This window comes from Williamsia sp. DF01-3 (genome assembly GCF_023051145.1).
Classification (GTDB): Bacteria; Actinomycetota; Actinomycetes; order Mycobacteriales; family Mycobacteriaceae; genus Williamsia.
In genome coordinates, this window is sequence record NZ_JALKFS010000005.1 from 4,780,789 (window position 1) to 4,805,447 (window position 24,659).

Genomic DNA, 24,659 nt, shown 5'->3' on the forward strand with positions numbered 1-24,659 from the left:
AGATTGTGCCACAGCGATCACGATCGCACCACCGTCACCCGACCGCGGCAACACCTCAGTCCTGACGCGAGCCTGCCGAACGTCCCTTTGCCCGGGCATCGCGCTGCCGCTCGTACACCAGCCGTAACCCGTCGAGCGTCAGAGTGGGCTCGTGGTGCTGCAACGTCACACACTCATCGAAGACAAGCGGGGCTAGATAGCCGGTGGCGATCACCGCAATGTCGTCGCCGTCGAAACCCGGCACTTCACGCCGCACCCGGGACACGAGCCCGTCCACCTGACCTGCGAATCCGTAGAGGATGCCCGACTGCAGTGCTTCGACGGTGTTCTTACCCACCACCGATCGCGGCGGCAACAGCTCGACCTTGCGTAGCGTCACCGTCCGGACGGCGAGGGCCTCGACCGCCAGATCGATGCCCGGGGCGATCGCCCCACCGAGGAACTCCCTTTTGCCGACACCACGTCGACGAGGGTCGTGGTTCCGAAATCGACCACGATGCAGCCGCGACCGTAGGCCGTGTAGGCGGCGAGTGCATTGGCGACGCGGTCGGTCCCGACCTCTTTGGGGTTGTCGACCAACAGCGGAACCCCGGTTCGCACACCGGGTTCGAGCAGCACGTGCGGTCCGGCCCCGAAATACTTCCCGACCATCACCCGCATCTCGCGCAGCAGAGACGGCACCGTCGACAGCCCGACAACGGCCGTGACCTGGTCCACGTCCGGCCCCAGCAGGCCACGAATGGTCAGCGCCAGCTCGTCGGCGGTCATGCGTGACTCGGTCCTCATCCGCCAGTCGCGCACCAGCCGCGAATTGATCCCGATGCCGGCATAGACACCCAGGTGGATGTTCGTGTTGCCGACGTCCAGCGCGAGCAACATGTCAGGCGGGGGTGCTCGACAGCACCGGATGGCGGGGGTCGAGCAGATCCGAGCCTTCCGGTGCGTGTGCCGGGTCGGCGCCCTGTTCGACGATGCGGTTCGATTCGTCGACGAACACCACCTTGGGCTGATACTCAAGGATCTCGCGCTCATCCAGTCCGCCGTAGGCGATCAGGATGACGAGGTCGCCCGGGTGCACCAGATGTGCTGCGGCGCCGTTGATACCGATGATCCCGGACCCGCGGGGACCCGAGATCGTGTAGGTGACCAACCGGGCGCCGTTGTTGATGTCGACGATGGTCACCTGCTCACCCTCGAGCAGACCGGCCGCGTCGAGCAGGTCCTGGTCGACCGTGACCGATCCGACGTAGTGCAGATCGGCCTGAGTGACCGTGGCGCGATGGATCTTTGACGTCATCATGGTGCGGATCATGCTGGGTTCTCTCCTCTTTCGACGAAACCGGTGCCGATCGCGACACCCACGTTGTCAATGAGCCGGGTGGAGCCGATTCGCGCGGCGACGAGCAGCCTGCCGTCGCCTCGGGCCGGCGGTTCCTCGAGGTTCGGGCCGCGCAGCTCGAGGTAGTCGACCGAGATGTCTGGGTGCAGGTCGAACACGCCGCGGGCCGTGTCGAGGATGGCCTGCTCTCCCCCGGCGGCCGCATAGGCGCCCGCGATCAGCGCTGCCGACAGGGTCGTCGCCAGCTCACGCTGAGCGGGATCGAGGTACCGATTGCGCGACGACATGGCCAATCCGTCTGCTTCGCGCACGGTGGGAACGCCGACGATCTGTACGTCGAGGTTCAGGTCGGTGACCATCTGCCGGATCAACACCAACTGCTGGTAGTCCTTCTCCCCGAAGTAGGCCTCCATCGGCGCGGCAATGTTCAGCAATTTGAGCACCACGGTCAGCATGCCGGCGAAATGCGTTGGCCGAGAAGCACCTTCGAGCTCACCACCGAGTGGTCCCGGGTGCACGGTGGTGCGCGGTCCCGTCGGGTACATGTCGGAGACCTTCGGGGCGAAGACCAATTCGACGCCGGCCGCCCGCAGCAGATCGCAGTCCTCGTCGAATGTCCGGGGGTAGGCGTCGAGGTCTTCGCCTGCGGCGAACTGCAACGGGTTGACGAAGATGGAGGCGATCACCACCGCGTCGCCCTTGCGTTTGGCGGCACGGACCAGTTCGAGATGCCCCGCGTGCAGCGCGCCCATGGTGGGAACCAGCACCACCCGTTTACCCGTCGAACGCAGGGCACGACTGACCTTGTTCAGCAGCGCAGGATCACGATGGACCGTCAATTGCCCAGCGGTGAAAGGTTTCTGGCCCGTGAGGTCACCAGTGGTCATCGATGTTCGTCCCGTCTGTCATCATTCCCGAAGTCGTTGTCCCCCGGATTGTCGTCCCCGAGTAGTTCGACCAGGTCCGGTGGTGGATCGGTGTACGTGGCGGCGCGGCGGGCAAGCGCACGATATCCCTCCGCGATGCCCGGATCAGCGGCCGTCAGTGCCTGCAGATGTCGGGCCACCGCCGCCGCGTCGCCGCGAGCCACCGGGCCGGTCAACGCCTTCGGGCCGATCTGCAGACTGTTGTCGAGCGCCGCGGTGAGCAGGGGCCCCAGGATCCGTTCGGGCCGCACGTCTTGGCCGTCGACCACCTTGCGCAGCGCTGCCGCCGCGTCACACACAAGCGCGACAAGATGATTCGCGCCATGGGCCAGTGCAGCGTGATAAAGGGTGCGGTCTTTCTCGTCTATACGGACCGGTTCGGCGCCCATCTCCAGTACCAGCGATTGTCCGATGGCCAGCCCCACCTCGTCCGCAGCAGTGACACCGAAGCAGCAGTTGCGGATCCGGTCCGTGTCCTCTTCCGTCCCGATGAATGTCATGGCCGGGTGCAACGCCAGCGGGAGCGCTCCGATGTCGTTGAGCGGATCGAGCACGCGTACACCGTGTGCGCCCGCAGTGTGGGCGACGATGGTTCCCGGCCGGACCGATCCTGACTCCGCCAGATCGGAGATGACCGACGCCAATCGATCGTCCGGAACTGCGATGACAAGGAGCTCGCACTGTGAGGCGACGTCGGCCACCGCACGGATCTCGGACTCGGGGAGGCGCTGTGCCGCGCGAGCGCGTGACGCCGGAGACGACGCAGCGACGGCGCCGACCACGTGTTCGGCACGTTCGAGGGCCTGACCGATGGTGGTTCCCACTCGACCCGCCGACACGACACCCACCGTCAGGCGGGCAGGCGCGGGCCAGTTGGTAATCCCCGTCGAGGTCACCGTCGTCCTCCATTCGTTCCAGTCCCTCTGACTTCTCCCCGGCCGATGAGTCGAACTCGGCTGGGGAAGTGTCAGGCACGGGTACCAGACGTCTCGCAGCGAGAATAGAACCAGGCGGACACATATTGCCAATGCCTGTGATCGGGCTCACCCGATCGGACGTGGGCGATCAGCTACGACGGCGGCGGCGTCCACCGGCAGGTGCCGATGATTCGAATCGGGTGAGCAACTCCGAGACCGAGCGTCCGGACGCATGTGCGCCCGGATGGTCCGCAGCTTGCTCGTCGTCATCGGCCAGCAACGCGTTGGGGATGCCACCCTCCGCGGGTACAGCCACCTCCCACTCGTCGGTGGGGGTTTCGTCCACGAACGGCCCGGGAGCCGACGACTCGGCCTGCGCCTCGGACGTTCCGTCCGCCTCCTCGGCACGCTTTTCGTGCGCGCCGGCCACCTGCGGCTCAGCGGTACGGGCCACGTCCTCGGCCGGGACGACCTCCGGTGCTACGTCATCGGCGCGACGCCGGCTACCCGCATGGCGGCCGGACGGTGTCTGCGCATTGGTGGCGTCGCCGGGGTGGTCCGATGTCACCGCATCCTGCTCACCGGCGTCGGACGACTCAACGGTGTCGGTCACGTCTGCCGGCGTTTCGGCAGGCTCCACGGGCACCGGATCCTCGTCGGACACCACCGGGATCACCTGGGTGCTCTCGTTCGGGTTGTCGTCGCGCCGGCGATCAGCCGGGGGTGCCGTGGAAGCGAAATCGCGTTCGGCCACGGTTCCGTCGTCCGGGACCAGTGGCGCCGGCGGGAAATGCTGACCGGCGAAGCCGGCCGGGGCGTACGGATTGCCCGGCCCCTCATGGCGGTTCGCGCGGTTCTCCAGTTCCGGCAGACGTTCACGGACCAGGGCGACCCGCTCGTCCGGGAGTTCTCCGAGCAGCTGTTCCAGGCTCGACCGCAAGGACTGCAGCTCCGCTTTGAGCGCGGACAGCTCCTCACCCGACTGTTCGCCGATCTCCTTGCGAACCTGCGTCTCGACGCCCAGTTCGTACTGACGGCGAGCGGAGATCTCACGCTCGAGCTGCAATTCGTAGACCAGTCGGAGGTCGCGGGCCTTGGCGTCCGCGGAATCGGCCTGCCGGCGATACTTCGTCACCAGGATGGCGCCGATGACAGCGGCCCACAACGCGGTGATGACGGCCAGCGAGGCGGCGATGCTCATCTCCGAGGTGAAGATCATGAAGATGCTGGAGCCCAGCGCAAACAACAGCAGCACACCGAGCAACCACTGACCAGGACCACGGCGGGCTCTTCTGGCATCAGCCGATCGGCCGGCAGGGGTGGTCATGGTGGCAAACTTACCTGCCCGACTGTGTCGCGTTTGCCATCTGGTGCGGCAAGTCCAGTTATCGATGGTGTTTGTCGAGAGATCCGCACATCTCGCGTGAGATGCCGCGGCTCTCAGGTGGCCAGGTCGTCCGAGGGATCGTCCGGCGTGCGGCAGCAGTATTCGAGCCACAGTGCCGCACCGACAAGCAGCACGCCACCGATCAGGCCGACGATCGTGCCCGGGCGATCATGATCGGCCGCCGCGAGATCGTCTTGCCGGGTGAGCAGATACGCCAGCGTTCCGGTCCACACGCCGATGGCGAGAGCACCGAGGATGGCCGACGCCTTGGCCAGCGCGAGCACGCGCGCCGCCGTGATCGGATGCAATTGGCCGCTGTGCGAGCCGATTTCCCGGTCGTTCACCCGGGCACGCACCACAAACGCGATCACAACTTCAAGTGCGGCAAGCACATACAGCACGATGCCGGCCAACAGGGGCAGCGGCGGCAGCGATCCGTAGCTGACCCGGACCACCAGGAACACCACAACCGCCACCACAACCGCGAGCATGGCGAGATCCCGGATACGGGTCGGGCCCATTGCGTTGTCGCTGCCGGGATCGGACTTGCGGCTCGTCACGTTTGTTTCCCTGCGTCGGTACCGGCGGTGGTCAGCGTGTGTTCGGTGAGTCGAACCCCGTCGCGGTCGGCCGGCGTCAATGCAGCCAGCAGATCCGCCACCGGAACGTCGGAACCGCGATGACGGAGCACCGCTCCGGGATCGGCGTCCAGCCAGGGAATCAGGACAAATGCCCGCTCAGCGGCACGCGGGTGGGGCAAGGTCAGCACCGGATCCGTCGACTCGACAACTGCCCCGTCGTCCCACACCGAGATCACGTCGACGTCGAGAGTTCGTGGCCCCCACCTCTGGTCGCGAACCCGCCTCGCCTCGTTCTCCAGATGCTGACCCACGTCCAGCCAATCGCGTGGGGTCCGGGCGTCGTCTTCGACCAGTAGGGTCGCGTTCAGGAAATCCTGCTGCTCCACCCCACCCCACGGTTCGGTGGCGTAGACCCGCGAGGCCGCCACCACCCGGTCACCGAGACCGTCGCAGACCGACTGCAGATGGGCCAGCCGGTCCCCGATGTTGGATCCTATCGAGAGCACCGCACCGCTCACTGCATCCCCTTGCGGGATCGGCGTGCGACGACGGCCACGTCGTCGAACGTGAGATCGATTGGCGCAGAGGGCTTGTGCACTGTCACCTCACATGCCAGGACGGCGTCGAGATCGAGCAAGATCTTGTCGGCTATCTCGGCCGACACCGTCTCGATGAGGTTGCGCGGTGTACCGGCGATGATGTCGTGGGCGGTGTGCGCCAGCCCCCGTAGTCGATGGTGTCGGCGAGGTCGTCCGTCGCCGCGGCCACCCGCAGGTCGGCCCACAGGATGATGTCGACGATGAAGTCCTGGCCGTCCTGCCGCTCGTGGTCGAACACCCCGTGATTGCCCCGAACCTTCAGTCCGCGCAACTCGATTCGATCAGCCATCGTGCCCTTTCGCTACAGCGCCTCCAGCGGAGAACGTGGTCGGACCGGTGTCGGCGCCGCGCGGCCCGCCCGCCTGCCAGGCGTCGGCGACCAGCACCGCATCGCGGCTGGCGCGCACATCGTGTACCCGAACACCCCACGCACCTCCCGCGGCGGCGAGTGCGGTCAGTGCGGCGGTGGCGATCTCGCGGCCATCCGGCGGTCGTGGGTTTCCGTCCCGATCGGCGAGCAGGGTACCGAGGAAACGCTTGCGTGACGCCCCGATCAGTACGGGAAACCCGAGCCCCACCAAGGTCGGCAGTGCGTGCAGCAGGGCCCAATTGTGCTCGGCTGTCTTCGCGAATCCGAGACCAGGATCGAGGATCAACGCACTGGGATCAACACCGGCAGACGTGGCTGCATCGACCTGCGCCAGCAGTTCACCGCTGACCTCGGCCACCACGTCGCGGTACACCCCGGGTTCGCCGGTCCGATGAACAAACGACGGGTCGGAAGGGCGCCAGTGCATCAGGATCCACGGAACACCTGCCTCGGCGACAACTCCCGCCATGTCCGGATCGGCGCGTCCCCCGGACACATCGTTGACCACCGTTGCGCCCGCAGCGATCGCCTTGTCGGCGACTGCGGCGCGCATCGTGTCCACGGAAGTCCGAACACCTTGCGCCGCCAAGCCTTTGATGACGGGTGTGACCCTGGCGATCTCGAGACCGGTGTCGACGCGGTGCGCACCGGGTCTGGTGGACTCCCCGCCCACGTCGATGATGTCGGCCCCCTGCGCAGCCAGCGACAACCCATGGGCGATGGCGGCATCGGTATCGAGGTACCGGCCACCGTCGGAGAAGGAATCGGCCGTCACGTTGACGACGCCCATGATGATGGTGCTCACGCCGTCCACCCCATCACGACGTCCACCACGTCAGGTCGCCGGGGCTTTCGGTGATGCCGGCCCCTCACGATGCTCCTGGTGTGGTCGCGCAGGTCAGCGAGAGATGAGGTCGAGGGCTTCGCCCCGCGAGACCGCGCTGGTCTTGAACTGACCGCGAACCGCAGAGGTGGTGGTGGTGGCGCCCGGCTTGCGGATTCCACGCATCGCCATGCACAGATGCTCGGCTTCGATCACCACGATGACGCCTCGCGGGTCGAGTTTGCGAACTATCGCATCCGCGATCTGGGTGGTCAACCGTTCCTGGACCTGCGGTCGTTTCGCGTAGAGGTCGACCAGACGCGCCAACTTGGACAAGCCGGTCACCTGACCGGTGGGACCGGGGATGTAACCGACGTGCGCGACACCGTGGAACGACACCAGGTGGTGTTCGCAGGTCGAATACATCGGGATGTCTTTGACCAGCACGAGCTCGTCGTGTCCGACGTCGAAGGTGGTGGCCAGCACGTCGTCGGGGTCAACGTGCAGGCCCCCGAACATCTCGACGTAAGCGCGTGCCACCCGGGCCGGCGTCTCCTTCAGACCGTCGCGGTCCGGGTCCTCGCCGACGGCGATGAGCAGTTCACGTACGGCACGTTCGGCACGCTCGGCGTCAAAGGGGGCAATCGCACCGTTCTTGGCGGGTGTCCCACTGGTCTCTTGTGTCATTGTCCATTCTGTCCATTCGGGGAATGGCCATTCTGGCCGTGACCGTCGTTCCCGCCGTCACCCTGGTTGTTCCCGTTGTGCCCGCCATGGCCGTTATGACTATTCGGTGGCCGGCCATACGAACCGGGCTGGCCGTAGGGGTTACCCGGCTGGCCGTACGAATTGCCTGGTTGCCCGTATGGGTTGCCTGCCGGATAGGAGCCGTTGTGGCCCGGTGCACCGCTCTGGCCCGTGCCACCGTTCTGGCCCTGTCCGCCGTTCGGCCCACCGTTGGGGGGCCAGCCCGGAGCCGACCAACCTGCGGGGGCACCGTAGTCGGGACGGGTGCCTCCTGGAACAGCACCTGCCTGCCCACCTTGCTGCGGGTACGGGTTGCCTGGGGACTGCGGCGGATACTGCTGCTGCGGGAGCTCACCCGGACCGGGCTGCATGTGCGACGGTCCGACCTTCGCCAGTTCCGGCGACTTCGGGGGTTCGGGCGGCCAAGGCTCGCCGCGCTCCTTGGCGAGTTCACCCGGCGTCTTCACCGGCGGCTTGTCGCTCGGGGTGCGTTCGCCGAAGTCGTTGAAGGTGGTGATGCGCGGGCGCTTGACCACCTTGTCAAAGATCTTCTCGAGGTCTTTGCGGGTCAGGGTCTCGCGTTCGAGGAGTTGCGTGGCGAGCTCGTCGAGGGTGTCGCGGTACTCGGTGAGGATGGCCCACGCCTCGGTGTGAGCGGCCTCGATGAGGCGTCGCACCTCGTCGTCGATCTCACTGGCGACCTCGGGTGAGTAGTCGGCGTGCGAACCCATCGAGCGGCCGAGGAACGGGTCACCCTGCTCCTGCCCGTAACGCACGGCTCCGAGCCTGGCGCTCATGCCGTACTCCGTGACCATGGCGCGAGCGATCTTGGTGGCCTGGTCGATGTCGGAGGACGCGCCGGTGGTCGGCTCGTGGAACACCAGCTCTTCGGCAGCACGACCACCCATTGCCATCACCAGACGGGCGATCATCTCCGAACGGGTCATCAGGTCTTTGTCCTGCTCGGGCACGGCAAGGGCGTGGCCGCCCGTGCGTCCGCGGGCCAGGATGGTGACCTTGTAGATCGGGTCGAGATCGGGCATCGCCCACGCGGCCAGTGTGTGCCCGCCCTCGTGGTAGGCCACGATCTTCTTCTCGTGCTCACTGATGATGCGGCTCTTGCGGCGCGGACCACCCACCACACGGTCGACGGACTCTTCGAGCAGTTCGGCAGTGATGGTGATGCGGTTCTCGCGGGCGGCCAGCAGTGCGGCCTCGTTGATGACGTTCGCCAGATCGGCACCCGACATACCCGGGGTGCGCTTGGCCAGACCGTCGAGGTCCGCGTCGGCGTCGATCGGCTTGCCCTGTGCGTGGACGTTGAGGATCGCCTTGCGGCCCGCCATGTCGGGGTTACCGACGGGGATCTGCCGGTCGAAGCGTCCTGGACGCAGAAGTGCCGGGTCGAGGATGTCGGGGCGGTTGGTGGCCGCGATCAGGATGACGCCGGAACGCTCACCGAATCCGTCCATCTCGACGAGCAACTGGTTGAGGGTCTGCTCGCGCTCGTCGTGTCCACCGCCCAGGCCGGCACCGCGCTGGCGTCCGACGGCGTCGATCTCATCGACGAAGATGATGCAGGGGCTGTTGTTCTTGGCCTGCTCGAACATGTCGCGCACACGTGAGGCACCGACACCAACAAACATTTCGACGAAGTCCGAGCCGGAGATGGTGAAGAACGGCACACCGGCCTCACCTGCGACCGCGCGGGCGAGAAGCGTCTTACCGGTTCCGGGAGGACCGAAGAGCAACACGCCCTTGGGGATCTTGGCTCCCAGAGCCTGGTAGCGGGCCGGGTTCTGCAGGAAGTCCTTGATTTCGAAGAGCTCTTCGACCGCCTCGTCCGCACCTGCCACATCGGCGAACGTGGTGGTCGGCATGTCTTTGTTCAGCTGTTTGGCCTTGGACTTGCCGAAGCCCATCACGCCGCCCTTGCCGCCACCCTGCATCCGGTTCATCACAAAGAAGAACAGGCCGAACAGAAGGACGAGCGGAAGGATGAAGATCAGCATCTGCATCAGGAACGACTCTTGGTTGACGTTCGTCTGATACTTCGCACCCGAGGCGTCGACGCGGTCGAAGACCTCTTCGGTGGTGCGGGCGGGGTACTTGGCGGAGATCTTCTTGTCGCCGCCGGCCTGCGCCGGGTCCTTGAGCGTCATCCGTAGCGTCTGCTCGCGGTCGTCCATCTGCACCTCGGACACGTTCTTCGTGTTGAGCTGCGTCATCGCCACAGAGGTATCGACACTCTTGTAGTCACGATTGTTGTCGCGGAGCACGGTCCAGCCCCAGATGGCCAGCACGATGATGGCCACGATCGCCAGGTTGCGAAAGACAGTCTTGCGGTTCATTGAGGTGTGTCAGCCGACCCCGACGGCCACTATCGGCCCTCTGTGATTTCGGCGCGTCCTTCCAGTCGGGATGTCTGAATCATCAGGCTACCCGTCAACGATTCATCGTGGTCGCGCGTTCCCCGTCGGCGAAAACGGACGCGGGTCTGCCGAGGGTGGGGGCGGAGGCGCGGGCGCGGGCCGGTTATGGCGCTCGCAAAACCTGGCGACGCTCGGTCTGCGGGCATCGCACACGCGAGTTTTGCGCGCTGGGCTTCGGCGCCGCTCACAAAACTTGGGGAAGCGCGGTCTACAGACCGCGCAAACGCGAGTTTTGCGCGCTGAACGGGGGCCACGCTCGCGACACTTGGAAAAGCTCGGACTACAGACAGCGCAACGACGAGTTTCCCGCACTAGACGTCAGCGACGCTCACAAAACTTGGGGAAGCTCGGCCTGCGAAGCTCGCGAAGGCGGCTTTTGCGCGCTGGACGTCGGCTGCGCGCAAAACCCGGCCACGCTCGGGACTACAGACCGAAAGTGGGCGGAGGTGCGGGCGCGGGCCGGTTATGCGCTCGCAAAACTTGGGGAAGCGCGGTCTGCCGGGCTCGCAAAGGCGAGTTTCGCGCGCTCGCTGGTCGCGACGCTCGCAAAACCTGGCGACGCTCGGTCTGCGGGCATCGCAAACGCGGGTTTCGCGCGCTCGCTGGTCGCGACGCTCGTGAAACTTGGGGAAGCGCGGTCTGCGGAGCTCGCGAAGGCCGGTTTTGCGCGCTGGGCTTCGGCGCCGCTCACGAAACTTGGGGAAGCTCGGACTACGGACAGCGCAACGACGAGTTTCGTGCGCTGGACGTCGGTGACGCTCGCAAAGTGTCTAGCCGGTCAATATCCGGGAGCTACTCGTTGCCAGGGGCGGGCGGCCTCGATCTGGGCGGCTAGCTTGAGCAGCGTTGCCTCGGATCCCGGGCGGCCGGCGAAATGGACGGCCACCGGGGTCTTGGACACCGGGTGCACCCCGAACGGCACCGACATCGCGGGCCATCCGAGGAGATTGAACAGTCCCTGGAACGGCGCGTAGTTGATGTTCGCCCACATGTTGGCCGCCCAGCTCTTGCTGCTCCACGCCTTCGCCTCGAGGGGTGGGGCTGCGAGGGCGGGGGTCATCAAGACATCGGCCTGGTTGCGGTCGAGGTAAGCGAGCACCTTCTGCTCGATGGTGCTGGCCTGGACGTCGTGTACCAGATCAAAGCGTTGCACCGCCCTGCCGAGCGACGTGTGAATCTTGCTGCGCGACTGCAACTTCGACAGATCGCCGCCCGCCTTGGCGAAGTCGTCCGCGTCGGCGGCAGCCCCTGCCAGCCATCGCAGCAGCAGAGGAGCCGGATTGTTCGGGTACGGGAGCTTGGACTGCGGCACCTTGTGGCCGTGATCGGCGAGCAATCCGCTGCAACTGGACACCGCCTGCGCAAAATGTTTGTCCGTCCGACCCACGGCCAGCGGAAAGTTCTGCGCCACAACGATTCTGAGCTTCCCAGGGTCGGTGCCCGTCCCGGCGGCGGCAAGGGCCATGTCGTCGGCCATCACGCCCAGCATCAGTGCGCCGTCGGCAACCGTGGTGGCAAGCGGCCCGTTCTCGCTCATCTTGAACCAGCCGTTGCCGCCGAACTCGCTGGGAACCACTCCGAGGCCGGGCTTGAAACCGAACAATCCGCAATCGGCGGCAGGGATGCGGATCGAGCCGAGGCCGTCGTTCCCGTGCGCCAACTCGACCTGCCCACTGGCCACCGCCGCAGCCGCTCCACCGGACGAGCCGCCTGGGGTTCGCGCCGGGTTCCACGGGTTGCGTGTCACGGTCTGCTCGTTGTCGGTGGTCCCCCACAGGCACAGCTCGGGTACGGCGGTGAGGCCGATGACCACTGCGCCCGCGGCTCGAAGCCTGCGGACCACGGTGTGGTCACTGAGCGCAGGTGCTCGACTTGTTGCGGCCGACCCCACGGTCATCGGCTCGCCTGCGACGGACACGTTGTCCTTGATGGCTACCGGCACGCCGGCCAAGGGCAGCTTGGCCAGATCCGGATGGGCCGTGAGCAGTTCCGCCTCGGCGACGGCCTTGCCGGCACGGACCTTGACGAATGCGCCGATGGAACCGTCGCGATCAGCTATCCGTGACAGCGCATCCCGGGTCACCTCCACCGGATCGAGGCGACCGGTCCGGACACCTTCTGCAGTCTGTACCGCACTCACCGAAACGGACCTCTAATCGGAGTAGACGTTCGGGTTCAGCCGACCCACGTACGGCAGATCCCGGTACCTCTCGGCGTAATCGAGCCCGTACCCGACCACGAACTCGTTCGGGATGTCGAAGCCGACATCCTCGACGTGCACGTCCACCCGCACGGCGTCGGGTTTACGCAGCAGTGTGCAGACCTCCAACGACCTGGGGTGGCGGGTACGCAAGTTCTTCACCAGCCACGAGAGCGTCAGCCCGGAGTCGATGATGTCTTCGACAATGACGACGTCGCGGTCGTGGATGTCGCGGTCGAGGTCCTTGAGGATGCGCACCACACCCGACGACGACGTCGAGGACCCATAGGAACTCACCGCCATGAACTCGAGCTGCGACGGGATCGGCAGCGCCCGCGCGAAGTCGGTCATGAACATCACCGCGCCTTTGAGCACGCCAATGAGGACCAGATCATCAGGAGTGTCCCGGTACCGGTTCGCCACCGTCTCGGCGAGCTCGGCGATGCGCCGTTGGATCTGCTCCTCGGTGACCACAACTGCTTCGATGTCGTCGCCATATGGATCGCGCTGTTCGCTCACGGACATCATCATGCCTCAACGGCCGCAGGCCGGGGCGCGCAGCCGTCGGCTCAATCGCGGGTAGCCCCAATGGATGACAACAATGCGCCGTTTTCGCGCGCTATTCGTCGGGGGTTCAGATGACTTTTTGCGAATTGTCCCAATTTGGGTCAAACTCCAGTTTGACAGCCGTTAGCATTGCGATGCTTGATCTACATCAGGCCGTTACAGAGCGTCACATTCCCCTCTGCCCGGGGGCCAGGAAAACGTCGTCTCTGCTTGTTTCGACGTGGGGATCGAGGCGGGCAGGCGAACAAACAGAAACGAACGAGGGGTTCATTCTCAATGAGGTTCCGACAGACAGTGGTTTCGGCCATGGTCGTATTGGCCACGGCCGCCAGCGTGGTCACCGCAACTCAGGCCAATGCCGCACCGCCGGCGAAGAACATCGGTTATTCGGCACAGATCGTCGGTGATCACGTTGTGCTCAAGACCGATATCGGTTCACTGCGCACATCGGACGGTCAATTCCAGATCGTCGACAACACCGGCAAGGTCGCTGCGAGCATTCCGCTGGCGTACAACCTCAATGACAAGCAGTTCCCCATCAACGCCGACATCAACGGCCGCACCGCAACTCTGACACCGGTCCGCAATGCTGCCGCCGCTGAACCCGTCAAGGTCAGCGATGCCGTGCGCAAGCAGGTCGCAGCCCCGGCCACCCGAGAGCAACGCGACATCCAGGCGATGCAGACCCTCAGCCAGAGCATCAACACCGCGTCAGCGGTCGGCGGCCTCATCGGGACCATCGTCGGCGGCGTCATCGGATGTGTGGTTGGCCTGCCCGCTTTTGTTGCCGGGTGCCTGCCCGGCCTCGTGACGGGAGCCGGCATCGGAGGCGTCGTCGGAACCATCGTCGTGGGTGGTCCGGTCCTCATCGGTGCCGCCATCCAGTTCTTCAACACCATCAACTCCCCGTTCGTCCCGCCGGCCAAGTAAGGCTGCCGGAACACAGCTCAACGCACGCGGCGTTCGACCACGAGTCGGGCGCCGCGTCGCGCTATCTCCAGCCTGTGCTCGGGGTTCCCTCCGACCGCGACCGGCCCTTGCCCACGCCACCGCACCAACAGGCCGTCCACTGCGTTCACCACTGAGCCGGTCGGTTCCGTCGCCCCCTGCGCGACGAGCCAGCGCCGCAGCAGTCGCCGCCGGATCGCTGCCGGTATGGGTGTCATCTCCGCGCACACCACCTCGTCTCCGGCGATGACCTCGGCAGCGGCGTCGGCCATGTCCTCGAGTACGTCGATGTCGTCCTGCAACTGCGATGCCGTGCGACCCAACGATTCGACGACCCCGCCCTGCAACACCTGCTCCAGCAGAGGCAGCACCTCGGTGCGCAACCGAACCCGCGTGAACCGAGGGTCGGTGTTGTGCGGGTCGTGATGCGGCGACAACCCCAGGTCGGTGCACGCGGCCACCGTGCTCGCACGCCGCAGACCGAGCAACGGGCGACCGAACGGCGGAATCCATGCACGCATCCCGGCGATGGACCGCGGCCCAGACCCTCTGGCGAGGCCGAGGAGAACGGTCTCCGCCTGATCGTCGAGGGTGTGCGCGAGTAAGACGGGCCTGCCCGCGCGCGCCTCGTCGAGCGCGGCGTAGCGCGCACGGCGTGCTGCCGCCTCTAGACCACCACGACCCACCACGTCCACGGGGAGCACCGTGGCCTGCGCACCCATCGCCCGGGCCGACTGCGCCGCCTCGTCGGCGACCGCGGCCGAGCCTTCCTGGAGTCGGTGGTCGACCACCAGGGCGTGCACCTGCAGGCCGGCGCGGACGGCAGCGGCGGTGAGTGCCAGTGAATCTGCCCCGCCCGACAACCCCACGCACACAGCGGTCCCGTCGAGATGATCGTGGGCGAACGACGCCACGACGCCGGTGACCTCGGCGATGGCGCCCGAGTTCACCCCGGGGTTCACAACACCCGGTCGATCCACAATCGTGGCTTTTCGATCTCGGCGGGCAGCGGCATGGTCTCCGGCCCCGTCCAGATCGCATTGAAGCGGGTCATGCCCACGGTCCCGACGACTTCATCGACAAACGCTTTGCCGCGAATGTACTGAGCGAGTTTGGCGTCCATTCCGAGGAGCACACGCAGCAACCGTTGCACGGGATTCTGTGGCCGGCCCCGACGTTTGTCGAATGCCGCGCGAATCGTGTCGACGGTCGGGACGTGCTGCGGTCCGACGGCATCCATGACGTGATCGGCGTGGCCCTCGAGAAGTGTTCCCAGCATCATCATCCGGGTGAATGCCTCGTATTGCTCAGGGCTCTGCAACAACTGCATCGCACCGACGATGCCTTTTTCCCGAGGCTGGTCGCTGCGCATCGCCGCACTGATCCGCGTCACCAATTCACCCGCGGATTCCGCGGTCTCGGCTGTCAGGGCTTCGACATTGGACGACATGTAGTCGCGCAACCACGGGTTCGCGGAGAACTGCACCCGGTGCGTCACCTCGTGCAGACACACCCACAACCGAAAGTCCGAAGGGACAACCCGCAACGACCGTTCGACGGCGATGATGTTGGGCGTCACCAGCATCAAGACCCCGTCCGAGCCGGTATCCGGGTTGGCGGTGAACGGATCGTATTGCCCGAGGATCGCGCCGGAGAGCAGCGCCAACAGTCCGCCGGCCTGGACCCCGGCGACGCGTCCGGATATCCCCGGTTTTCCGTCGGGCTCAGGCCCCTCGAGCATCGCCGACATCGACAGCGCAGCGGCCTCGATCCAGCCACTGCGGTCGAGGATCTGGGCCGCGGGTACGGCCAGACCGTCGGCCAATCCGGTGACCTCACGAACGGGACCTTCGGCAGCGGCCGACGACCGCGCGAGTTCCTGTTGCGCCGCGGTGATCGTGTAGTCGGTGGTGACAGGCCCCGGACGGGCGACCTTCTTGCCCACCGTCGCGGCGAGTTGCCAGTCGATACTCATCGGCATCCACATTCCCGCAGTGCCACTGCGATTGCATCGAGCGCCGGGCGGGCCGCATCTGGCGAACTCCCGTTGGACATCAGCGCGAAACTCAGGACGCGGCCTTCTCTCGTCTGCACCACACCCACCAACGCGCTCGCCCCGGTCAGTGTTCCCGTCTTGGCCCTCACCCAGCCGGCACCCGACTTGTTCTGGGTGTCGAAACGCTCGGCGAGGGTGCCGGTGGCGCCTGCGACGGGGAGCATGTCGAGCAGGGGCCGCAGCTTGGGCTGTGCGTCTCCGGCACCGGCGTTGACCACCTGATCGAGCAGGGCCGCCGAGACCCGATTGTCCTCGGACAGCCCACTGACATCGGCGAACACGGTTCCGTTCATGTTGAAGCCGTAGTCGCTCAGCGTCTTACGCACGGCCTCGATGCCACCGGCCATCGTCGGGCGACCACCGGTGGCCTTCGCGATCTCGATGGAGACGGTCTCGGCCAGTACGTTGTCGCTGGCTCGCATCATGTCCCCGAGGCGCGTCACGAGAGGCGCCGACTGCACCTGGGCGATCACTCGGGCATTCGCGGGTGCGGTCGCCTCGGTGGGCGCCGCGTCCACTCCGAGCGCGTCGGCGAGAGCGGCGCCGGCGGTCAGGGCCGGAGTCGAGGTGCGCGGCGAATCGATGAAAAGCGGGTCGTTGCGGCCCGAGTCGGCGATCAGCGATTCGATCGGGGTGATGTTCCCCGCCGCGATGTCGGCCGGATCCCAGCTCGGCGCCAGCGTCGGACCACTGAACGCGTTGGTGTCCACGGCCACCGAGGTGACGTCGATGCCGGCCTTCTTGATCTGGTCGGCCAGCGCGCTGATCCGCGGAGCATCGGTGAAGAAGGTGTCCTGCCCGTCCGGTTGCACCGACAGCGTCGGGTCGCCCGCGCCCACGAGAATCACCTGTCCGCCCGCGCCCGCGACCACCGTGGTGGTCACCCTCTGCTCGTGCGGCAGTGCCAACAGGGCAGCCGATGCGGTGAGGACCTTGATCGTCGATGCCGGGATCAGCGCGCGATTCGGATTCGTCGACCACAATTCGGCGCCGGTCAGGGCGTCGGAGATCTCGCCACTCAACTCACCGAGATCCGGGTTGGCCAACGCCTGCGTGAGTTCGGTTCGTACCCCTGCGGGTGTCGGCGCAGGCGCGTCCGCTCGCACCGGATTGATCCGCGGTGTCAGCGACGCCGGCGAGGGCTGGGGCGAAGCACCCGCGGGGAGGGCGTCGGAGCCGTCGTCCACGCGGAAGGCGATGACCAGCGCAATAGCTGCCACAGCGATGAGAGCCACCACGGGAACGAGCGTCCACCACAGTCCTTTGCGGCCCAGCGAAGTGCCTGCCACCGATACCTCCGGTCAATTGTGCCGCCGAGCGCGGCGGATCGTTGTGTCCACAGTATCGTTGAGTCGATTTTCGGACCGGATTCGCTGAATGCATCAGGAGGAAGCGTGGACTTCGACGTCACGATCGAGATCCCCAAAGGACAACGCAACAAATACGAGGTCGATCACGAGTCCGGGAAGGTTTATCTCGACCGTTATCTGTACACGTCGATGGGCTATCCGGCGGACTACGGATTCATCGACAACACCCTCGGCGAAGACGGCGACCCACTGGACGCCATGGTCCTGCTGCCCGAGTCGGTCTTCCCGGGCGTCATCGTCCGGGCCCGGGTCGTCGGCATGTTCCGGATGACCGACGAGGCAGGCGGCGACGACAAGTTGCTGGCCGTTCCGGCGAAGGACGTGCGCTGGGACCACATTCAGGACATCGACGATGTGCCCGAGTTCGAGCTCAAGGCAATTGCGCACTTCTTCGAGCACTACAAGGATCTCGAGCCGGGTAAAGAGGTCACGGCGGGCGGCTGGACCGGGAAGGCCGACGCCGAGAAGGTGGCGCAGGAAGCCATCGATCGGCTCAAAGCTCACCCGCACGAGGCGAACGAACCCTCCCGCGGCTGATCTGCACTCACACCCGCAGCACAGCAGGGCCCGACTCCACGGAGTCGGGCCCTGCTCGCGTTCGTCCTCAGGATTCGGCCTCAGGATTCGGCGGCGGCCTCGTCGTCTTTGGCTGCTTGCATCCCCGACTTGGTACGCAGCGGAACCTCTTTCCAGAAGAACACCAGCACAAGCGAGATCAGCGAGACGATCGACACGGTCAGGAACACCGTGTCCATCGCGTCGGCGAACCCGACGCGAATCGGTCGCGAGATCGGTTCGGGGAGTTTGGGGATCACCGAGGTGTCGTCCATGACACTGCCGGTCTGGGCATCCGGGTCGGCGGCTGCAGCGATCAGGCCCTTCCCGAATGCGGCGACCTGGGCGTCCGGACTCTGCGCGGCCGCAGCGACGGCCTGCCTGAACTGCGGGGTGTCCGCACTGTCCTTGAGCCCGTCGGTGACGTTGGGCCCCATCAGCGAGAACAGGATCGAGAAGAACACCGCGACGCCGAGCGTTCCACCTATCTGACGGAAGAAGGTGGCCGAGGCGGTGGAGACGCCCATGTCCTTGGGCGGCAACACATTCTGCAAGGCCAGCGTCATCGGCTGAAGTAGGTTGCCCAGTCCGAAGCCGAGGAAGAACGCCAGGGTCATCACCAGTGCGACCGGGGTGTCCACGCTCAGCAGGTGCAGCAGGAACGTCGAGACGGTGATGAGGATCGATCCGATGATCGGGTAGATCCGGTAGTGGCCGGTGCGGGAGATGAGCTGTCCGGATGCCACCGAAGCGATCATCAAACCGAGGACCATGGGCAACATCTGCAGACCGGCGACGGTGGGGCTCGACCCTCGCAGCACCTGGAAATATTGCGGCAGCATCGAGATCGAGCCGAACATCACCATGCCGACCACCACGGAAATGACGATGCCCTGCGCGAAGATCCGGTTGCGGAAGATACGCAACGGGATGATGGCGGCTTCGCCCATCCGATGCTCGACGTAGACAAACCCTGCGGTGCCCACCACACCGGCCGTGTAACAGGCGATGGCCCACCCACTGCCCAGCCCCATTCGCGACCTTGTTCGGCGACGATCAGCAACGGGACCACGCCCAGCGCCAGGAGGCCGGCTCCCGACCAGTCCACCCGCCGGCGGGCGCCTCTGATCTGGTCGTAGTCCAGCACGCGGTAGACAACCACCAGGGCGATGAGACCGATCGGCACGTTGACGAGGAACACCCAACGCCAGCCGGACACGAACAAAATCGACTCCTGACCGGCGAGCAGGCCACCGAGCACGGGGCCCACCACGCTCGAGGTGCCGAAGACAGCGAGGAAATATCCCTGGTACTTCGCCCGCTCGCGCGGGGGCACGATGTCACCGACGATGGTGAGCGCCAACGACATCAGGCCGCCGGCACCGAGCCCCTGCAACGCGCGGTATCCCGAGAGCTGATACATCGAGGTCGCGGTGGTGCACAGCAGCGAACCGATGATGAAGATCGTGATGGCCGTCATGAACAGCTTCTTGCGGCCGTACATGTCCGACAACTTGCCGTAGAGCGGGGTCACGATGGTGGCCGTGACGAGATACGCGGTGGTCACCCACGCCTGCAGCGAATAGCCTTGCAGGTCATCGGCAATGGTGCGGATGGCAGTGGAGACGATGGTCTGGTCGAGTGCGGCCAGGAACATCCCCAGCATCAGTCCGCCGAGGATCGTCAGGATCTTCTTGTGCGACAGCTCAGCGCTCCCAGCCGGAGCGGAAGCGGGGGTGTCGGTCAATTCGGTTGCCTCTCAGCTGGAGCACAGGTCAATGCATCTTCGGCACTGTCGACGAACCGGCCCATCAACCGGATCAGGGTGTCTATGTCGTCGTCGGGCCAATCCGACATCAACGACTTGAGCTCCTCACCGCGTCGCTGACGCAGCGCAGCCACCCGCTCGCGGCCCGAATCGGTGGCCACCAGGATCGTGGCACGACCGTCCTGCGGGTCGGCCTCGCGACGTACATAGCCGAGGCGTACCAGGTGAGCGACGTGACGGCTGATGGTGGATGGATCGGCGAAGAGGGCCTCGGCCAGTTCGCCCGACCGCGACGGCTTGTCGGTCAGCCGGAAAAGGCACTGGTAGGCGGCCGTTTCGACGATGCCGTCCGGGGTGCGCAGGCGGGTGGTCGCCAGTCGTTCTCGGATGCGTGCGTATCGGGCGAGTACCTCGATGAAATCCTCAACCTGGTCCGAACGGGACATCTTCTGCAACGAGCCTTCCCACGAAATGCATCAATCTAGCCGGCAGCACGAGTTTCACACAGCAACTACTTGTGCGTTGCAAGTATGCTCTGGCGCGGTTGCCATCTGCAACCATCGGCGCCGCCCGGTTCGCCCCGCAGACCCCGGCACACTAACCTCAGATGTCGTGACACCCTCTCCGCCCGCCTCCCGCCCGCACTTCACCTCCATGCCGGATCTGGCGTTGCGTGCCCTCGGCGGAGCGGTGATCTGGGCCAACGACGATCTGTTCGCCGAAGCCCAGAACCTGATCAAGACCCCAGCGGCCGAGTACCAGCCCGCAACATTTGGTCACAAAGGTCAGGTCTACGACGGTTGGGAAACCCGGCGGCGTCGCGAAGACGGCGTCGACCAGGCCATCGTCCGGCTCGGAGTTCCCGGCGTGATCTACGGCGTCGTCGTGGACACATCGTGGTTCGTGGGAAATTACCCGCCTTACATCTCTGTGGAAGCTGCTGCGGTGGAAGGCATTCCGACCGCACTGGAGCTGGTCGAAGAGACCGAGTGGACAACGATCGTCGACCGCGTCGAGGTCAACGGCGACACCCGCAACCCGTTCCGCGTGGACGCCAAGGAACGGTTCACCCACGTGCGGCTCTCTATCTATCCCGACGGAGGAGTTGCCCGTTTCCGCGTACACGGACGCGGTATCCCCGATCCGAAGTTCCTGTCGTACGGGCACTTCGACCTCGCGGCGCTGGAGAACGGCGGCATGATCACCTCGTGCTCCAACATGTTCTACGGATCGCCGAACAACCTGCTGATGCCGGGTCGTGCCCGCACCATGGGTGAAGGATGGGAGACCTCACGTCGCCGCGATTCCGGAAACGACTGGGTGCAGGTGAAATTGGCGGGTGAGGCCACCGTCGGTCTGACCGAACTCGACACCAGCTACTTCCTCGGCAACGCCCCGGGGTCGGCGATGATCCGTGGTCGCTACGGCGAGAACGGCGAGTGGTTCGACCTCGTTCCGCGGACTCCACTGCAACCCGACACCCGGCACCGCTTCCTCGTCGACGTGGACCGACCGCTCACCGAAGCACGCATGGACATCTACCCCGACGGCGGGATGGCCAGGCTCCGACTCTTCGGTCAACTGACGGACAGTGCGCGAGAACAGATCGTCCACCGCTGGGAACACGGCGAAAGCTGACGCACCCGTACGGCTTTCGCGGGAGCGTACGACCGGTCAGGCCGCGACGGACCTCTTGGTCAGTTGCGGCAACACCTGGTCGGCGATCAATGTAGCGCTGCTCCGGCCGGCGTCCACCGAGTCGTCGGCCGATCCTGCGGCGGAATCGATGGGCCGGAGGATCACCGCATCGGCGACCTCGGCGGTGTAGATGTCGAGGATCAGCGTCAACAGACCATTGGCCGTTCCGACGTAGCGCACGGTGTCCCCGAACCTCGACTCACCGAGTCGCAACAGTTTTGCTCGTGCGGTCGCGGCATCGTCGGCGATCAGCACATCGACCTCGAGAGCGACAACAAGATCGGCGGGCTCATTGCCCAGGCTGGTCCACGCCGCTCGCATCTGCGTTCTTTCCCGGATCCCACCACGCAGTTCTTGCTGGCGGATCCGGCGGATCACCCCTGCATGCGCGTCGCGCGGACGAGGACCACTCCAGGCGATGGGATTGTCGTCGCCGTCGATGGCGACGAGTAGTTCTGGCCGGTTGCGTGGTGCACCGACAGCTTCAAATGTCATGACTTCTCCTGCTCGAACACCACATCTGCCAGTGAATCCAATTGCTGCGCAACGTCGTACCGACCGGTCTCGAAACCCCAGCGAAGTGCGAACGGCGCCTCGCGTCCTGCCACCGCGATCGAGGCGATGCCCACACGATCGGCAACGTCGGCCCACAGTCGGAGCCGCCGGGTGCCGGGCAACCGTTGCAGCGCCTCGTCGAGAGTGTCCGACAACGCCTGTTCGTGCAGCCCGATCCACTCGAAACCCAGGCCCGCGACCTCGTCGCAACCCTGCGCGAACTCGCTCAGCGCAGACGGCTCCGCGTCGACACCGATGACATCGCGCAGCCAATCCGGCCGACCGACGACGGCGGCGGGCCCGTGGCCTGCCAGTTGCCGTCCGGTGAACACGACGTAGTCGATGCCGTGGCTGGTCATGTTGATCACCCGTCGGGCCGCGAGTTCGCTTGCGTCCACGAGGAGCCGGGCCCCATGGCGATGGGCCACCGCAGCGAGCTTCGACAGCGGCAGTACCTCACCGGTGGACGGGGCGACGCCCGGAACGATCAGCAGAGCCGCAGGCCGGACGGAGAGCTCGCGGTCCAGGGCGGCAAGGGTGGTGGTGAGATCCACCTGCGCGGCAACGACCCTGTCGCCGGCGTCGCCCCCGGTCCGACGGTGTCCGAGACCGGCCGTCAGGTCGAGCACCACGGACTGTCCTGGTGCCGTGTCGACCATCTTCCGCACCGCGTCATCCGCATCGGAGGCGAGCACGAGGGTGTCACCGGAACGGGCGTGGACGAACTCGGCCAGAACCGTGTGCGGGTCGCGCGTGGAGGCCATGGCCGGGCACGTTTCCTTTCCGAGCGAGAGGTGAGAACTGGTGGGCGAAGCGGGTCGGCCCTCCATGTCAACAACGATGTCGCCGGAATAATTGCCGTGTCAAATAAAACCCCGGGTGAATGTTATTCGGCGCTGGTGGAGCCTATTTCGGAGTTGTCGCGCTGACGCCACCAGCGGAATGCGAAGTACCCGAGAACCACCACAGCCGCCGCGAACCCCAGGTACAGCAGCAAGGTGGCCCCGATGGTCTCGCCGACGGCGTATCCGGTCACCCCGACAACCACCACCCACACGACACCGCCCAGGACGTTCGCGAAAAGGTACTGCTTGGTGGGCATCTGACTCATCCCGGCCACAAACGGCGTCACCGTGCGGACGTAACCGATCCAGCGTGCCCCGATCACCGCCACCACACCCCCGTTGCGGATCAGCTCCTCGGCGCGGTTCCAGCGCTCCTCACCGATCCACGAGCCCAGTCTGGAGTGGGTTATCCGTTCCCCTGATCGTCGACCCAGCATGTACCCGGTCCAGTCGCCGAGCACCGCGGCGAGGCAGGCACCGGTGATCAGCCAGCCGATGTTCGTCGGACCGATGGCGGCAGCGACGGCACCCGCCAGCAGAACGGTCTCACCTGGGAGGATCAGGCCGATCAGCGCGGCGGCCTCTCCGTAGATGACCCCCCACACAACGAGATACACGGCCCAGGGCGGAGTGGACTCGACAACCGAGATGACCCAGTCGACCAATGAGGAAAGGATGTCTCCACCCTCCGATCCGAAGAAGGCACCGGGGCCGGCGCCGTGCAATGACGCCGCTAGAGCGCCTGGTCCATGTCGTGCAGCAGGTCGTCGACACCTTCGAGTCCCACCGACAGTCTGACCACGGAGTCCGACAGTCCGATCGCGGCGCGCCCTTCGGGGCCCATCGCCCGGTGAGTCGTGGTGGCGGGATGGGTGATCAGCGACTTCGAGTCGCCGAGGTTGTTGGAGATGTCGATGATCTTCAGCCCGTCGAGCACCTCGAACGCCCTTGCCTTACCCGACGCCGACCCGCGGTCGGCCAACTCGAAGGTGAGGACCGTACCGCCGCCAGACATCTGACGGGTGGCCAGGTCGTACTGCGGATGCGACTGCAGGAACGGGTATTTGACCCACGCGACGCGCGGATCCTCCTGCAGGAACTCGGCGATCCGGAGCGCAGAGGCCACCGAGTGGTCCACCCTCAGCCGCATCGTCTCGAGTCCTTTGAGAAGAGTCCATGCATTGAACGGGCTGAGCGCGGGCCCGGTGTGCCGCATCAGGGTCTGCACCGGACCGTCGATGTACTCGGCGTCACCGAGGACGGCTCCGCCCATCACCCGGCCCTGACCGTCGATGTGCTTGGTGCCCGAATAGACGATCACGTCGGCGCCGAGATCGAGCCCCTTCTGCAGCAGCGGTGTGGCGAAGACGTTGTCCAGCACCACCTTTGCGCCAGCCGCATGGGCGAGCTCGCACACCTTCTCGACATCGACGAGCGTCTGCATCGGATTCGACGGGGTCTCGAAGAACACGGCGGTCGTCGGTGTCGAGAGCGCTTGTTCCCACTGTTCGAGGTCTTCGCCGTCGACGAAGACGGTCTCCACACCCCAGCGCGGCAAGATCTCGTTGCAGACCACGAAGCAGGATCCGAACAGACTCCGTGCTGCCACCAGCCTGTCACCGGCCTTGAGCAGCGCACCGAGAGCGACGAACACAGCGGCCATTCCACTGGCGGTGGCAAAGCATGCTTCGGCACCTTCGAGCAGTCGGAGGCGTTCCTGGAACATCGCGACGGTCGGATTCCCGTAGCGCGAGTACACAAACCGTTTATCCTCGCCGGTGAAGGCGCGCTCAGCGGCAGCAGCCGACGAGTAGACGTAGCCCGAGGTGAGGTACATCGCCTCGGACGTCTCCTCGAACCCCGAGCGGTCGAGACCACCGCGAACCGCGAGCGTATCCGGCGACACCCCGTCGGGCAGTTCGCTGATCACATGTTCCTCCATGGCAGATGAGCACCCCGGCCGGTGAGCCGGTTCC

22 protein-coding genes and 3 pseudogenes are annotated in these 24,659 nt (G+C 65.7%); 3 read left to right on the forward strand and 22 right to left on the reverse strand.

Annotated elements, in window-relative coordinates:
* Window positions 1–55: 55 nt before the first annotated feature.
* The 13 genes and pseudogenes from MVA47_RS24465 to hpt form a co-directional block, all read right to left on the reverse strand.
* Window positions 56–879 (reverse strand): annotated as a pseudogene (locus MVA47_RS24465) (type III pantothenate kinase).
* Between the two features lies 1 nt (window position 880).
* On the reverse strand, window positions 881–1,312 hold the full coding sequence (panD, locus tag MVA47_RS24470; RefSeq protein ID WP_247210215.1) for an aspartate 1-decarboxylase: 432 nt from the start codon (window positions 1,310–1,312) through the stop codon (window positions 881–883).
* A complete protein-coding gene (gene panC / locus MVA47_RS24475; protein ID WP_247210216.1) occupies window positions 1,309–2,226 on the reverse strand; it encodes a pantoate--beta-alanine ligase in 918 nt (305 codons plus the stop codon). Before panC ends, panD begins: the two co-directional genes overlap by 4 nt.
* Window positions 2,223–3,161: a Rossmann-like and DUF2520 domain-containing protein gene (locus MVA47_RS24480; protein WP_247210217.1), complete on the reverse strand. Its 939-nt coding sequence runs from the start codon at window positions 3,159–3,161 to the stop codon at window positions 2,223–2,225. The genes panC and MVA47_RS24480 overlap by 4 nt, the downstream gene beginning before the upstream one ends.
* Before the next feature lie 169 nt (window positions 3,162–3,330).
* Window positions 3,331–4,509, reverse strand: a complete 1,179-nt coding sequence (locus MVA47_RS24485; RefSeq protein ID WP_247210218.1) for a DUF6779 domain-containing protein — start codon at window positions 4,507–4,509, stop codon at window positions 3,331–3,333.
* A gap of 113 nt (window positions 4,510–4,622) precedes the next feature.
* Window positions 4,623–5,090, reverse strand: a complete 468-nt coding sequence (locus MVA47_RS24490) for a DUF3180 domain-containing protein (RefSeq protein WP_247211059.1) — start codon at window positions 5,088–5,090, stop codon at window positions 4,623–4,625.
* Window positions 5,091–5,125: 35 nt separating this feature from the next.
* Window positions 5,126–5,668 carry a 2-amino-4-hydroxy-6-hydroxymethyldihydropteridine diphosphokinase gene (gene folK / locus MVA47_RS24495; RefSeq protein WP_247210219.1) on the reverse strand — a complete coding sequence of 181 codons (543 nt, stop codon included), beginning with the start codon at window positions 5,666–5,668 and terminating at the stop codon, window positions 5,126–5,128.
* Window positions 5,665–6,038, reverse strand: a pseudogene (gene folB, locus MVA47_RS24500) (dihydroneopterin aldolase). Before folB ends, folK begins: the two are co-directional and overlap by 4 nt.
* Complete coding sequence (gene folP, locus MVA47_RS24505) at window positions 6,031–6,909, reverse strand: dihydropteroate synthase (protein ID WP_247211060.1); 879 nt, start codon at window positions 6,907–6,909, stop codon at window positions 6,031–6,033. Before folP ends, folB begins: the two are co-directional and overlap by 8 nt.
* Before the next feature lie 108 nt (window positions 6,910–7,017).
* Window positions 7,018–7,629 (reverse strand): GTP cyclohydrolase I FolE, encoded by a 612-nt coding sequence (gene folE / locus MVA47_RS24510; RefSeq protein WP_247210220.1) that lies wholly within the window; start codon window positions 7,627–7,629, stop codon window positions 7,018–7,020.
* Window positions 7,626–10,040, reverse strand: a complete 2,415-nt coding sequence (gene ftsH / locus MVA47_RS24515) for an ATP-dependent zinc metalloprotease FtsH (protein ID WP_247210221.1) — start codon at window positions 10,038–10,040, stop codon at window positions 7,626–7,628. Before ftsH ends, folE begins: the two co-directional genes overlap by 4 nt.
* Before the next feature lie 859 nt (window positions 10,041–10,899).
* Window positions 10,900–12,261 carry an amidase gene (locus MVA47_RS24520; RefSeq protein WP_247210222.1) on the reverse strand — a complete coding sequence of 454 codons (1,362 nt, stop codon included), beginning with the start codon at window positions 12,259–12,261 and terminating at the stop codon, window positions 10,900–10,902.
* 12 nt (window positions 12,262–12,273) lie between these two features.
* A complete protein-coding gene (gene hpt, locus MVA47_RS24525) occupies window positions 12,274–12,846 on the reverse strand; it encodes a hypoxanthine phosphoribosyltransferase (RefSeq protein ID WP_030172532.1) in 573 nt (190 codons plus the stop codon).
* A gap of 348 nt (window positions 12,847–13,194) precedes the next feature.
* Between hpt and MVA47_RS24530 the strand changes: the two genes are divergently transcribed.
* On the forward strand, window positions 13,195–13,818 hold the full coding sequence (locus MVA47_RS24530) for a hypothetical protein (protein ID WP_247210223.1): 624 nt from the start codon (window positions 13,195–13,197) through the stop codon (window positions 13,816–13,818).
* A 17-nt stretch (window positions 13,819–13,835) separates the two neighbouring features.
* Here the strand turns inward: MVA47_RS24530 and tilS are convergent, their stop codons facing one another.
* Genes tilS through dacB form a run of 3 tightly spaced genes read right to left on the reverse strand, consistent with a single transcriptional unit; the run spans window position 13,836 to window position 17,181 of the window.
* The gene (gene tilS / locus MVA47_RS24535; protein ID WP_247210224.1) at window positions 13,836–14,798 is read right to left on the reverse strand and encodes a tRNA lysidine(34) synthetase TilS; all 963 of its coding nucleotides are present in this window, start codon (window positions 14,796–14,798) and stop codon (window positions 13,836–13,838) included.
* On the reverse strand, window positions 14,795–15,811 hold the full coding sequence (locus MVA47_RS24540; RefSeq protein WP_247210225.1) for a zinc-dependent metalloprotease: 1,017 nt from the start codon (window positions 15,809–15,811) through the stop codon (window positions 14,795–14,797). Before MVA47_RS24540 ends, tilS begins: the two co-directional genes overlap by 4 nt.
* On the reverse strand, window positions 15,808–17,181 hold the full coding sequence (dacB, locus tag MVA47_RS24545) for a D-alanyl-D-alanine carboxypeptidase/D-alanyl-D-alanine-endopeptidase (protein ID WP_247210226.1): 1,374 nt from the start codon (window positions 17,179–17,181) through the stop codon (window positions 15,808–15,810). The genes MVA47_RS24540 and dacB overlap by 4 nt, the downstream gene beginning before the upstream one ends.
* Before the next feature lie 105 nt (window positions 17,182–17,286).
* Between dacB and MVA47_RS24550 the strand changes: the two genes are divergently transcribed.
* Window positions 17,287–17,799: an inorganic diphosphatase gene (locus MVA47_RS24550; protein WP_247210227.1), complete on the forward strand. Its 513-nt coding sequence runs from the start codon at window positions 17,287–17,289 to the stop codon at window positions 17,797–17,799.
* 80 nt (window positions 17,800–17,879) lie between these two features.
* Here the strand turns inward: MVA47_RS24550 and MVA47_RS24555 are convergent.
* Window positions 17,880–19,564 (reverse strand): annotated as a pseudogene (locus tag MVA47_RS24555) (MDR family MFS transporter).
* Window positions 19,561–20,031, reverse strand: coding sequence for a MarR family winged helix-turn-helix transcriptional regulator (locus MVA47_RS24560; RefSeq protein ID WP_247210228.1), 471 nt, complete (start codon window positions 20,029–20,031; stop codon window positions 19,561–19,563). The pseudogene MVA47_RS24555 and the gene MVA47_RS24560 overlap by 4 nt, the downstream one beginning before the upstream one ends.
* A gap of 166 nt (window positions 20,032–20,197) precedes the next feature.
* On the opposite strand from MVA47_RS24560, the gene alc reads away from it, so the two are divergent.
* Complete coding sequence (gene alc, locus MVA47_RS24565; RefSeq protein WP_247210229.1) at window positions 20,198–21,223, forward strand: allantoicase; 1,026 nt, start codon at window positions 20,198–20,200, stop codon at window positions 21,221–21,223.
* A 36-nt stretch (window positions 21,224–21,259) separates the two neighbouring features.
* Here alc and MVA47_RS24570 read toward each other — a convergent pair whose 3' ends face one another.
* The 4 genes from MVA47_RS24570 to MVA47_RS24585 all read right to left on the reverse strand — a co-directional run bounded on the left by MVA47_RS24570 (window position 21,260) and on the right by MVA47_RS24585 (window position 24,625).
* Entirely contained in the window at window positions 21,260–21,778 is a 519-nt protein-coding gene (locus tag MVA47_RS24570) for a hypothetical protein (protein WP_247210230.1), read from the reverse strand.
* On the reverse strand, window positions 21,775–22,602 hold the full coding sequence (locus MVA47_RS24575) for an aminotransferase class V-fold PLP-dependent enzyme (protein WP_247210231.1): 828 nt from the start codon (window positions 22,600–22,602) through the stop codon (window positions 21,775–21,777). Before MVA47_RS24575 ends, MVA47_RS24570 begins: the two co-directional genes overlap by 4 nt.
* 122 nt (window positions 22,603–22,724) lie before the next feature.
* Entirely contained in the window at window positions 22,725–23,348 is a 624-nt protein-coding gene (locus MVA47_RS24580) for a DedA family protein (RefSeq protein WP_247210232.1), read from the reverse strand.
* Between the two features lie 68 nt (window positions 23,349–23,416).
* Complete coding sequence (locus tag MVA47_RS24585) at window positions 23,417–24,625, reverse strand: O-succinylhomoserine sulfhydrylase (RefSeq protein WP_247210233.1); 1,209 nt, start codon at window positions 24,623–24,625, stop codon at window positions 23,417–23,419.
* Window positions 24,626–24,659: the final 34 nt, after the last annotated feature.